Origin of the sequence: Desulfocapsa sulfexigens DSM 10523 (assembly GCF_000341395.1) — a bacterium.
Taxonomy (GTDB): Bacteria; Desulfobacterota; Desulfobulbia; order Desulfobulbales; family Desulfocapsaceae; genus Desulfocapsa; species Desulfocapsa sulfexigens.
Genome location: NC_020304.1, coordinates 3,405,397 through 3,417,607 on the forward strand (window position 1 = coordinate 3,405,397; position 12,211 = coordinate 3,417,607).

The window sequence follows — 12,211 nt, forward strand, 5'->3', positions numbered from 1 at the left end:
GTAGCAGATTGTACCTATAGAAAGTTTCTGGGCAGCCTGCCATTCCATTGGCCTGCCCCCCTGAAATTCTAGGCCTGAAATGTTTATCAGCTGAAGACTTCTCCCCCACGACCGTATCAGATTAGCATTCCGACCTTCTACTGAACATTAGTTCAATCGTTGTGTTGTCTATATTTCTTTATCAGGAAATAATGAATGAGAGTAATGCAAATTTATTTTCTGTACTGTTTACGCCTTTTCCAAATCCATGGCGGAACCGGTGATGTCTCACGCCAAAGTCCTATTTGCTGCGTGCGTGCTTTTTTTTCATAGCTGTACCAATCATTACAAATGGGTTCTTTACAGTAATAAATATGTACCCAGGCCAACCCTTCTTTCAATAACTCTTCATTGAGACATCTCTGATCCGAAAGAGTGACAACTGCCACCATCCTTCCATAATCATCCCAGTCTTTCACCTGCAAAGTAACCACCTTTCCAGCAGCCAATTTGGCAGTAAACCTTTTAGCAACCCTCGAATAGGCCTGATGATACTCAGGAGTATCTATACCCCAGAGCCTTACTCTGACACTGTTCGATTTATATTTAACCACGATAGTATCGCCATCTATAATTTTTTCTACGATTGCAGTACCCGACGTACCGGCAAGGATCTGAGAAGAGTATAGGAGTGATAGCAGAACAACAAAAAGCAGATACTGGAAGAAATCGAACTGGTCTGGGAGCACATTTCTTTTTGGTTTCTTCAGCACAATCACAACTTCCACCAGGAAACAAACAATTAATTATACAATATCAAACTGTTAAATCTGAAAACAAAGCATATGGCACTGCATCAAAAACAAGCAAATATCACAAAAAGATCGGGTTAAAATAAATATTCATCACCTTTTACACCTACACCCTTAATTTCTTTAAATAAAGCAAAAAATGGTTCTTGTTATTTTTTCACAGCTTATGATAAGCTTAGCAATATATGAGGTACAGCTTTCCCGTGGAATTGGTTAATAGACTTCATAGTTTAATAGACTTACTTCATGAATTGTTAACGCTAGCCAAGAGAAGATGATTCTGGTATTTTACTGGGTAAGAAATTTTCCAGGCAGAGATAATTCATTCACCTGCTAATACCTGAACGCAGTTACCGAAGAACTCCTCAGCCCCTATTAGATTTTATGACTCACGACAACGATACACTTTCAAATTCTGAAGAGGAAACTCGAGATTTCCTGCTCAGCCTCTCTCTCTTCGATAGCTTTAATGTTGACGAACTTTCTTTGCTCGCTCAACACATGAGTTATATCCATCTTCAGCGCGGCGAGTTTCTTTTTGTTGAGGGTGACAAAGGCGACTTTTTAGGATTTGTAGTACAGGGTGTACTTGAGGTGCTGAAAAAATCAGCAACCGGGGAAAATGTTATCATTGCCCGCCTTGCCAAAGGGAGTTCCATCGGGGAGATGGCACTCATCGACAAGTCACCACGATCCGCAACCGTGGTATCAAGACAACCCACCACCATGATAACACTTACCAGCAAGGGCTTTGATCGTCTCACTGAAAAATCTCCCATGACAGGCGTTAAAATAATCCAGAAAGTGGCGAGACTCCTCAGTCTCAACATGCGCAGAACATCAAGTAAACTCGCAGACTTATTGAATGTATATCCGGTATAAGTCCCTATCTTACAAAGAATAACTATATACAACTGAAACATTCACCCCCTATATTATGTCAGCAACGCCCACAATACTTTTTTCAGACCCAACCCCAGAAAAGCAGCTCTTTTGCCTGCAGCTTTTTTCTGAGTCTGCACCTGACAATGTCCATATATGTTCAAGCCCTGATGCACTTATAGAGACACTCAGTAAGGTCAAAGTTGATATTCTTTTTCTCAATCTCACATTATTTCCCGATGAAGAGTGTATTTCACATCTGGATGCTATTCAAAATGATTTCCCTGAACTTCTCATTATTGCTGCAATCCCAGAGGATCAGACAGCACTCGAACAGGAAATTCTCAGTCGCAACACCTTCTTTTACATCACGATTCCCTATAAGGAGTCAGAAGTTCAACTTGCCCTTAAACGTGCTTTAACCAAACTTGCTATCCAGCCTACAGATACATCTGTGAACTCCCGGAAACGCCTTCCCCCATTCCACGGAATAATTGGCGAAACCGAAGTAATGCAAAATCTGTTTTCTCTGATCAAAAAGATCTCAGAGGACGCACTGGCCACGGTTCTTATCAGAGGAGAATCGGGTACCGGTAAGGAGATGGTTGCAAAAGCAATCCACAGACACTCTTCACGTAAAAATAAGAACTTTGTCCCTGTAAATTGTGCTGCAATACCTGATGATCTGCTGGAAAGTGAACTCTTTGGTTACACGAAGGGGGCTTTCACCGGAGCCACCCAGAACAAAATAGGGCGAATTGAATATGCCGATGGTGGTACCCTGTTTCTCGATGAAATTGGTGATATGAAACCCACCCTCCAGGCCAAACTTCTACGAGTTCTTCAGGAAAAGGAATTCGAACCCGTGGGCGGACTCAAAGCGACTCCCGTCGATACCCGTGTAGTTGCTGCAACCCATTGTGACCTTGAACAGTTGGTCTCCGAGGGAACCTTCCGAGAAGACCTTTATTACAGACTTTCAGTCATTCCCTTAAAAATCCCCCCATTAAAAGACCGAAGAGAAGACATCCCCATCCTCCTTGATGCCTTCTTAGACTTGCATGCTACGAAGCGTGGCAGGGACAAATTCATCATCCCGATGAATGTTATGATCGCTCTGCTCTCGTATGAGTGGAAGGGCAATGTCCGTGAGCTTGAAAATCTTGTGCAACAAATGTCTATTTTATATTCAGGCAAAGAAATTCAGCTTGAAGACCTTCCGGAAAGGTTACTTGCCGATTTCGATCCGGAAGCTGTTGATTATGAGCTAATGAACACCATTATTTCCGGAGTCTCACTTTCTGATAAGGAGCCGGAAAAAATATCACAATCGACAGTAATCTCTTTACCTGGAAGGCTTGAATGGCAGGAAGGGCAAGTGGATTTCAACGAACTTATTAATGATTATGAATCACAGCTCATAATAAAAGCGATGAAAATAACTGGTGGTAACAAAAAAGAAGCAGCTAAACTGCTAAATTTAAAACGAACTACATTACTTGAGAAAATTAAGAAAAAAAATCTCCAGGGAATGTGGGAAGAAAACTAAATCAAGCCGCTATTTGCGCAGAAACAGAATCAATTTTATCTTCAATCTCAGCATCACTGGCCGGGGTCAGTAGAATATCATCTACTCCATATTTTACTGCCTTAATTACCTTTGTTTTTGTCCACCCCGGGCCCACGGCTATAAGTGGCAATGAACTGGCAGAACTGATCTTAATTGCTGCCCCAAGCCCTTTTTCGTCGACTTCAGCCATTACCAGAAAAACCGCTTTCACTTCTCCTGGCAGATAATCACTGGCACTTTCCTTATAATCAAGAACCTTGAAAGCCACACCACGACCATTCAAAACAGCGGATATTTTTGAACACTCACCACTGTCATTACTGACAATAAGGAATTCTGGATGAAGTGAAGCGCTGGCACTCTCTTGCGCTCCGACACCGCTAGCGCCTACGGTTGAATCAGCCTTACCAGTTACAGCATTTTTTGAAGCAACATCGGAAGCCTCATCTACAATTTCTGTCTGTCCTAATCCTTCGAGTTTAAACAGTGTTAAGGGTACAAGCATCTGCATACTGCCAAGCGTTTTTTTCCCGATACTCATTTTACTTGTTGCCATATAATAAAGCACATCAGGCATCGGTTCATCAGACTCAGTATCAACCTTCATTGGAACAACCTTTTCAAGGCCAGTCTTTATAAAGCGTATCTTATCCGGATACTGTTCCTCAAAAACTTTTGTATATACACCTGAAATTATATTGGCTATCTCACCGTAGGCATCTTCTGAGTCATCATTGAATTCTTCTTCAGCTACAATAGAATCAAGTTCAGTTGGTGGTAACATAATCAGGGTGCCACCAATAAAAATGGCATCCTTTAATCCAACATAGAGATACCCCTTCCCTTCAAGTGCACCAACCACATCCATATGGGCCAGTATCTGTTTACCAGATGCCACATCGAAGAAGAAATCCTCCTTATTTATAATACGTGTGGTATGTTCGGTAAATTGAACATCAGCTCCAAGGAGTGCGCCAACCTCATCTCCCATACGCACATTGCACTCTTTCAGACAGGAGTCAACACGCTTCTTCTGTTTTTTGGTATCAAAAGGTTTTGCATTAGGGGTGTTTACTGTTGCCGTAGTCTCATTACCAGCCTGACCATCTTCTGACGATCCCTCGACCGGCGGAATGTTTCCGTTACCAACAGTATCAGTACTTGCATCAGTATGAGGAGCTTCCTTGCTGGATGTGTCGGTAACTTCCGCTCCGACGGTGGAAGTGCTTTCAACTGCCTGTTCTTGAGCAGGAGCCTCTTCATCAAGCCCTAATGGTTTAGCTGGAATGAGCAGAACAAGTTTTCCCATCTCCACACCATTCAACTTCATCCAGGCACTAACCTGGTAGTAATTCTGATTTGGTATCGGTCTGTCAGACTCCACCTCAACCTGCATGGGAATTATAACTTCCTGGGCCTTACGGATAAAACGAAATTTTTTGGGATACATCTCTTCAAAGGTCTTCGTATAGGCCCCGGCTATGATATTTGCTATTTCACCATAGGAATCATCGATTTCTTCACTGTAGTCTTCTGAAGATGAAGCTTCCTCCAACTCAACGTCAGGAAGCATAATGAGGGTTCCACCAAGACGGATTGCATCCTTGACCGAAACCAGGATCGCACCATCACCCTCAAGTTCACCGCTTAGTTGTAATTCAGAAAAGACGAGTTTCCCGGAAGGTTCATCAAAGAAATCTTCTTTAGAAATCAATTGGGTCGTAAGGTCGGCCATGACCAGGGTCGCACCCATAAGGCCACCGACTTCATCACCAACACGCTCTTGAACAAGTTCAAGAATTTTATCAATTTTCTTTTTGGCTTTACTGGAGGACATGTATTTAGAAGAATGAAAGAATTATAAGAAAATCTTTACCTTTATTTCAGTATCGACCTGATCTGATAATTTCTTAACAGCTTTGAGAGCAAAAATAAATTTAACACAAATGATACAATAAAAAAACTGAACAAAGTACAGAGACGTTCAATCAATATATTTTAATTCCACCATAAACAATCCACCATTCATGGCAAAATGAACAACAACTCTTGTGGCGCCAGACATTCCACTGGTACTAAAGGATTCACCAATAACCGTTGTGGGAATGGCAATTTGAATATCCTTGCCATCTTCCGCAAAGGAATTTTTCATATTCCCAGCAACCATATTGGCAATTTCACCAATGGCATCTTTCACGTCCTCATCTATTTCAAGAACTTCCATTCCTAAAAATGTTCCGGTTATATCCCTTGCCACCGACGAGGGACAGTGCACAGCCAGCATCCCACGAATATCTTTGCCAAGACCTACCATACTGGTGATATTCGCAGGAATATCTCCACCTCTGCCTTCGATTATTTTTACGACTTCAAGCTCAACCATGAGCATGGCTGAGAAAACTTCACGAGTTCCATCAATTATTGCCTGCCCAACATCCATCACACTCAAATCCCTTAATATACGATCCCTATAATAAAAAAAAGAACAGGTGCAGTAACAGCCACCTGTTCCAATCGCAAGTCCATTTAAATATAAAAAAAACTCTTGCTACTTCTCAAGATCCATTTCAACCAGAAAACAGCCTTTACCGGTATCAAATTCAATAATAATTTTTTCTACCTCTTTATCAGAACTGAAACTGTATTCACGTCCACAAATGGTTGAAGGGAGAGACAAGTCAATATCTCGACCATTTTCTGACAAAATGGTTTTCACATTGCCACCGAGCATATTGGCAACCTCACCAATAGCATCATGAACATCATCGTTGATTTCTTCAACATCCATCATGAGAAAACTGCTGGTTATTGCCAATGCAACACTGTAAGGAACATGCACCGCAAGAACCCCCTTATGGGTACCAGCAAGTCCTATCATTCCGGTTATGGTATCCTGAAGAACACCATGAGTGGTCATCACTTCTTTAACGCTCAAGTCCATCATGACCATGGATGAAAAAATCTCCTTGGTCGATTGAATCATCTTGTCCTGAATCTCCACGCTAACCTCCTTGTAAAGCAACAGTTATAGAAGTGGTCCAAGAACCTCATTAACCTTATCAGGAGTAAATGGTTTCTTTATCGCCCCAACAGCTCCAAGGGATTTGGCCTCACCAATAATATCATCGCCTGTCTCGGTGGAAATCATCAAGACTGGAATATCTTTCATATTGTCACGGCTGGATTTTTCACGAAGAAAACTAATTCCATCCATATTGGGCATATTGATATCACTCAGTACTATATCAACATTTTCTTTTTCCAGTACTTCAAGAGCTTCAAGTCCATCGGCCGCTTCAAATATATTATCAAAATCGATCCCTGCCTGTCGCAAGGACCTACCTATAATAATCCTCATAGTTTTGGAGTCATCCACTAACAAAACATTCTTACCCATTATTTCCTCCTGCTGAAAAACCTGATTTATGAATTTGACTATTCATTTCTTGAACAATCAGACATCTTTTTCCAAGTAACGTATAACAGTAAAATATTACCAGCTTTTTAGAACAAAAATCAAATATCTTTTCAAAATAATTCTTTCATCCTAAAACAATTGAATGGACTGGTTTTTGCAAGTTGTATGTCAAATATAACTCAACCTGAACTGTAATGAAAAAATATTCCATAATATTCTATATTTTCACTCTGTTAGGACCCCATGTGGCAAATGCCGAGAGTGTCCTTAACAGAATCAATAAAATCAACACTAAGAATGCTGTTGAGTTGTACTGCTCATTCACTAGTATTCCAAGCTATCGATCTAATATCAGGGAAAAAAGAGTCGATTTCATTTTGGAAGATACCACCCTGGACCCGAATCTCAAATTTTTCAAAGCTGACGACAGGATAGTCAAAATTCTGTCACTCAATAAAAATAATAAAACTGTTCTATCATTTTTTTTCAGATATCCACCGCAAAGTTTTGAAGTAACCCCGAATGAAAAAGACAACAAATTAATAGTAAACATCCTGCTTGGAAACCCATATTCCACAGCCTTACCAAATTTTTCATCAAAACTTTCAGGACTGACTATCCTTGAAAGAACTACTAAAGATTTTTCCAATCCTCTTATTGCATCCCCCTATGCCGCGGACTGGCGAAGTTTCTTCAAACTCTACGAATCAAAAATACAGCTCAGCATGCCCGTGCAGTTTACCATGCTGCCTTTTCCTGCAATCGCCTTTCTCCTGCCTGATAGAGAAGAAAACAATTCACTTCTGAGTGCGGAGATTCATGGGCTCGCAAAAGAAGAACTTTGGGATGATCTTCTCCCAATACTTCTCAAGAAGATTACCGTTGAGCAAGATCCTGAAATTAAGAAAAAACTAGCACTTACCTACGGAGAAGTACTCTCAAGAAACAATAATTTTGTTGATGCTTACAAACAGTTTTATCTTCTGGCCGATGAGTACGGAGATGAAGAGATAGGTGTTTTTGCCAAATATCTCCTCATACTGCTCCGAGCCAGATTTGAAGACCCGTTTATTGCAGATTTTGAACTGAGAAAACTCCAGGAATCCATGACTCCTGCCAATCCCTTGACACCCTATTTCAGAATCACTCAGATCGAAACAGCACTGGCAACACAACAATACCCACGGATGCGTTCTCTACTCGAACTCGATGACATTGGATATCCTGGTGATACCGCCACCATAAAAGAATTAAGACAGGCTGATTACTGGTATGGTGTAGGTGAATTAATCAAAGCCTATATAGGCTATCAACTTCTCGATAAAAACGAACTTTTACGGGAAAAAGTTTTTTCTCTCAACGGTTACTGTAACACCCTGTATCAGCAAAAACAATTTACTGATGCGGCCACCTGTTACACCACATTAAGTAGTCATATCAAAGATAAAGAGAAACTTGGAATCACTACCTTCAGACAATACCTTTCTGAATTGCACTATAAACGTCCCAGTGAAATGATAGATTATTTTGCCCGCATAGAAGACACGTATCAAGGTACAGTAGCAGGTTTTCTTGGTGCCATTAAAAAAACCGATTTACAATACCTGACCCTCGAAGAATGGGACGCAAATGCCGTTCTTCATTACAAAAAATTTGCTGCCACGGCCCCAACACGCGAAGGCAGAGAAGAAGCAAGCTTCAAAGAGGCCCTCGTTTACAGACTGCTTAATGAGAATATAAAAAGCCTTAATCTCATCATGTCTTTTTTAAGAGACTTCAGAAAAGGTGATTTGCATCAATCCGGTCAGGCCCTACTTATTGAATTGTTTCCATTGGTCATTCATGAATATGTTGAAAAAAAAATGTATATGGAAGCACTGGTTCTTGCAAAAAAAAATCGTAAACTTTTCATAAACAATTGGGTTGATATAGACCTTCTTGCAAATCTTGCAGATTCCTATAACTCAATTGGCATATATGACGAAGCGTCCAAGCTGTACCTCTACCTCATCACACTCTCATCGGAAGACAAAAAAGAGAACTACTATCTGCCTATGATCAAGGCTGCTTATGACCATGGAGACTACAATATTGTTGAAGATTTTGCTGATCAATACAGTTTCCGCTATGCTGACGGAATATATAAAAAAGATATCTTATTGCTCCGCATAAAAAGCTTGCTTGCAGAAGAACGTTTCGCCGATGCAGTTGCTTTACTCCCGGATCCAATACCCGTCACCGAAGATTTTTCCCTTCTTGCGGCTTCTCTGTATTTTTATGAAAATGATTACAGTAGGGTTGTTTCCATTCTGGACAGGGATTTGACAATCAGTAGCGATAAACTTGGTAGAAGTTCATTCCTACTGGCTGAAAGCATGTATCAATTACAAGATTTCGTCAGGGCAGAGGCATTTTTTGCAAAAATTCCCGAGGAATCAAACCATCATGATCAGGCACTCTACAGGCTTGGAGAACTTCTTAAGAAGGAAGGTAAAAAAAAGGAGGCTCTAAAATTATTTAGGGAACTTGTCGAAACAGGAAAGAATGAGCTGTGGGTTAAGATGGCTCAAAAAGAAATTGAATTAAAAGACATTCTTTAGAAAAAAGATCCAACCATTAACTAACAGAGACAACAAAAAACCATGAACCCACTGGACCCTTTTGACTCCAACATACAACTACTGCAAAAAGTTCTTGATTTACGTTCTACAAACCAGAGAATAATTGCCACCAATATCGCAAATGCAGAGACTCCTGGTTTTGCCCGTAAGGTATTTACATTTGAGGAACAATTGCAAAACGCCATAACTGCCAAACCTGGAACGCTGGCAACAACCCATAGTAAGCACATTTCAACTGCTCCGACGAGTGTCAGTTCAGTGACCGGTAGAGTTGATGAAGTTGAAGACAAAACAGGAATAGGTGACGAAAATGGCGTTAGTGTGGATATGGAAATGGTTGCTTTATCCGAAAATGAGCTCCTTTACGAAACAGCGGCACAGTTATTGAATAAGAAATTCACCTTACTTAAATACATGATCCAGGAAGGGAAATAGTTTCTTGAGCCATTTAACCTACAATCTTGAATACAATAATTAATTCCAAAGAGGTACAAAATGGATATATTTACAACATTTGATGTCAGCGCATCAGCTTTAAAGGCCCAGCGCACACGTCTCAATACTATCAGTTCAAATCTTGCAAATGTGGAAACAACATCCACCCCGGAAGGTGGCCCTTACAAAAAAAAATCGGTCTACTTCCAGACAAAACCCATCTCCTTTAAAGAGCAACTTGATTCGTCCATACAGGGGGTGGAAGTAACAAAAATCCTTGAAGATACTGAAGAACCGAAGAAAATTTATGACCCCTCTCATCCGGACGCAGCAGAGGATGGGTATGTGGCCATGCCAAATATCAGTGTCCTTAAAGAAATGGTGGATATGATGTCCGCCACCCGCTCCTATGAGGCGAACACCACTGTTATTAAATCAGCAAAACGAATGGCCCTGAAGGCCCTTGAAATCGGGAGATAATAAAGCATGAACTCTCTTATTGGTCCAATAGGCTCAAGCCCATTACCACTGCAACCGGCTGACAGCAATCCCGTAGCTATTGCAAAATCAGACTTCTCCAAGGTTATCCAATCAACCATTGACCAGGCAGTTACAGCCGAACATATTGGAAATAGAGCCATCACAGAATTGCAGAGTGGCGATGCAAAGAATCTCCATGAAGTAATGATCAGTGTTGAAAAAGCTGACATCTCACTTAAAATGCTTGTCCAGTTCAGAAACAAGGCCTTACAGGCCTACGAAGAGATAATGAGAATGCAGATTTAACAAATTATAAATACAACCGGTACAACTCACATTAAACCTTCCATGCAAAAAGGGAATTTTTCATGGCCGATCCAGACAATACTCAGAACGAAACAGAAGAAAAAGAAATTCAGATCCCTGAGAGAAAAAAGCTATCTGTACTTATTAGAGAATGGCCGCTCTCAAGAAAGATTGCACTGCTGGCAGTCACTGGAATTTCCATCGCAGTTTTTGCCCTGATCATCATACAAGCCAGAACTGCAGATTATCAGTTACTGTATGCAAATCTTGAAGAAAAAGATGCAGCACCCGTGGTTGCATGGCTAAAAGGTCAACGTATTGACTATCAGCTGAAAAACAACGGAAAAAACATCTGGATTGCTGCAAATAAAATTTACGAAACACGCCTTGAACTAGCATCCAGCGGTCTGCCCTCTGGAGGTGGTGTTGGTTTTGAAGTTTTTGACAAACAGTCCTTCGCCCTTACCGATTTTGTCCAGAGGGTTAATTATACCAGAGCACTGCAGGGTGAACTTGCCAGAACCATCACTTCATTAAAACCTGTAGAGGCCACCCGTGTCCATCTCGCCCTCCCCGAAAAACGTTTATTTAAAAATCAGCAGAAAAATGCCACAGCCTCTGTCATCTTGACCCTTGTATCCGGCAGTATTTTAGAGAAAGACCAGGTTCAGGGGATTATCCACCTGGTCTCTGGATCCGTTGAAGGACTCACCCCTGAGGAAGTTACTGTTATAGATAGTTTTGGGAAGGTTTTGGAGGGTAATACAAAACCAGACGAAACCCAACGTTTCTCTGTTGAAATGCTTGTTTACCAGCAGGAACTTGAACGAAGGATGGAGGCTAGAGCACAGGATTTACTGGATAAAACTATGGGGTATGGCCAGGCAATGGTCAGGGTCACCGCCAGTCTTGATTTTGCAAAGGTTGAAAAGACTCAGGAACTTTTTGATGCCGATGATCCTGTCATTCGCAGCGAACAGCTGAGCAATGAAAGCAATGGCACTACCGGAGCAGGAGGCATTCCAGGCGTTGAATCCAACCTCCAGGGAAACACTGCTTCCCAGGCTGGAGGGGCACCACCATCGAGCAAAACCAGCCGTACCACCAATTACGAGATTAGTAAAACCGTAAGCAAAACGATTAATCCCACAGGAACCATAAAAAGCCTCTCCGTTTCTGTTCTGCTTGCAGATAAAACAATTGCAGCTAAAGATGAGGAGAGCCAGCCCACAACAGAAACACGCACTCCGGAAGAACTCAAGGCTATAGAAACAATGGTTGCCAGTGCCCTTGGGCTTGATTCAGGGCGTGGCGATAATATTAATGTTGCTTCTATGCCATTTATGGTAGAGACACAAGATCCGGCACTTACCGCAGGGATGCCCAAAAATCTCCTCTATGAATACCTCCCCCTGATTAAAATCGGTCTTCTTTCCATAGGAGTACTTATTTTCTATTTTCTACTTGTACGTCCGATTATAAAAACTATGAAGTCTGAAGCAATTGATCATAACCAGACAGTAACAGAACTTGAGAAGGCCGTTCAGGAAGTCAAGGCAGCAAAGGAGAAGGCAGCTCGTGATGCTGCTGCTGCGGAGGAACCAGTTGAAGTTGTCCTTGACGCTGTTACTTCTCTGCGAAATACGGTTATGAGAAACCACGTACCCACCTCTTATATTATTAAAAACTGGATCAATGAAGGTTAACT

12 protein-coding genes are annotated in these 12,211 nt (G+C 41.4%); 7 read left to right on the plus strand and 5 right to left on the minus strand.

The annotated features are described in order from the left end of the window. Positions 1-212 precede the first annotated feature (212 nt). A complete protein-coding gene (locus tag UWK_RS15195; protein ID WP_015405275.1) occupies positions 213-752 on the minus strand; it encodes a thermonuclease family protein in 540 nt (179 codons plus the stop codon). A gap of 423 nt (positions 753-1,175) precedes the next feature. Between UWK_RS15195 and UWK_RS15200 the strand changes: the two genes are divergently transcribed. Both UWK_RS15200 and UWK_RS15205 read left to right on the plus strand, forming a co-directional pair. After that, positions 1,176-1,673 (plus strand): cyclic nucleotide-binding domain-containing protein, encoded by a 498-nt coding sequence (locus tag UWK_RS15200; RefSeq protein ID WP_015405276.1) that lies wholly within the window; start codon positions 1,176-1,178, stop codon positions 1,671-1,673. 55 nt (positions 1,674-1,728) lie between these two features. Continuing rightward, entirely contained in the window at positions 1,729-3,222 is a 1,494-nt protein-coding gene (locus UWK_RS15205; protein WP_015405277.1) for a sigma-54 interaction domain-containing protein, read from the plus strand. 1 nt (position 3,223) lies between these two features. Here UWK_RS15205 and UWK_RS15210 read toward each other — a convergent pair whose 3' ends face one another. The 4 genes from UWK_RS15210 to UWK_RS15225 all read right to left on the minus strand — a co-directional run bounded on the left by UWK_RS15210 (position 3,224) and on the right by UWK_RS15225 (position 6,640). Next, positions 3,224-5,080 carry a hypothetical protein gene (locus tag UWK_RS15210; RefSeq protein WP_015405278.1) on the minus strand — a complete coding sequence of 619 codons (1,857 nt, stop codon included), beginning with the start codon at positions 5,078-5,080 and terminating at the stop codon, positions 3,224-3,226. Positions 5,081-5,227: 147 nt separating this feature from the next. Further along, positions 5,228-5,683 (minus strand): chemotaxis protein CheX, encoded by a 456-nt coding sequence (locus UWK_RS15215; RefSeq protein ID WP_015405279.1) that lies wholly within the window; start codon positions 5,681-5,683, stop codon positions 5,228-5,230. A gap of 108 nt (positions 5,684-5,791) precedes the next feature. Continuing rightward, positions 5,792-6,244 (minus strand): chemotaxis protein CheX, encoded by a 453-nt coding sequence (locus UWK_RS15220; RefSeq protein ID WP_015405280.1) that lies wholly within the window; start codon positions 6,242-6,244, stop codon positions 5,792-5,794. A 24-nt stretch (positions 6,245-6,268) separates the two neighbouring features. After that, positions 6,269-6,640, minus strand: coding sequence for a response regulator (locus UWK_RS15225; RefSeq protein ID WP_015405281.1), 372 nt, complete (start codon positions 6,638-6,640; stop codon positions 6,269-6,271). 215 nt (positions 6,641-6,855) lie between these two features. Between UWK_RS15225 and UWK_RS15230 the strand changes: the two genes are divergently transcribed. From UWK_RS15230 to fliF, 5 genes are all read left to right on the plus strand, one after another. Further along, the gene (locus tag UWK_RS15230; protein ID WP_015405282.1) at positions 6,856-9,261 is read left to right on the plus strand and encodes a tetratricopeptide repeat protein; all 2,406 of its coding nucleotides are present in this window, start codon (positions 6,856-6,858) and stop codon (positions 9,259-9,261) included. Positions 9,262-9,303: 42 nt separating this feature from the next. Continuing rightward, entirely contained in the window at positions 9,304-9,717 is a 414-nt protein-coding gene (flgB, locus tag UWK_RS15235; RefSeq protein ID WP_015405283.1) for a flagellar basal body rod protein FlgB, read from the plus strand. 60 nt (positions 9,718-9,777) lie between these two features. Next, positions 9,778-10,197 (plus strand): flagellar basal body rod protein FlgC, encoded by a 420-nt coding sequence (gene flgC / locus UWK_RS15240; RefSeq protein WP_015405284.1) that lies wholly within the window; start codon positions 9,778-9,780, stop codon positions 10,195-10,197. 6 nt (positions 10,198-10,203) lie between these two features. Next, positions 10,204-10,503, plus strand: a complete 300-nt coding sequence (gene fliE, locus UWK_RS15245) for a flagellar hook-basal body complex protein FliE (protein ID WP_015405285.1) — start codon at positions 10,204-10,206, stop codon at positions 10,501-10,503. 62 nt (positions 10,504-10,565) lie between these two features. Then, on the plus strand, positions 10,566-12,209 hold the full coding sequence (fliF, locus tag UWK_RS15250) for a flagellar basal-body MS-ring/collar protein FliF (protein ID WP_015405286.1): 1,644 nt from the start codon (positions 10,566-10,568) through the stop codon (positions 12,207-12,209). Positions 12,210-12,211: the final 2 nt, after the last annotated feature.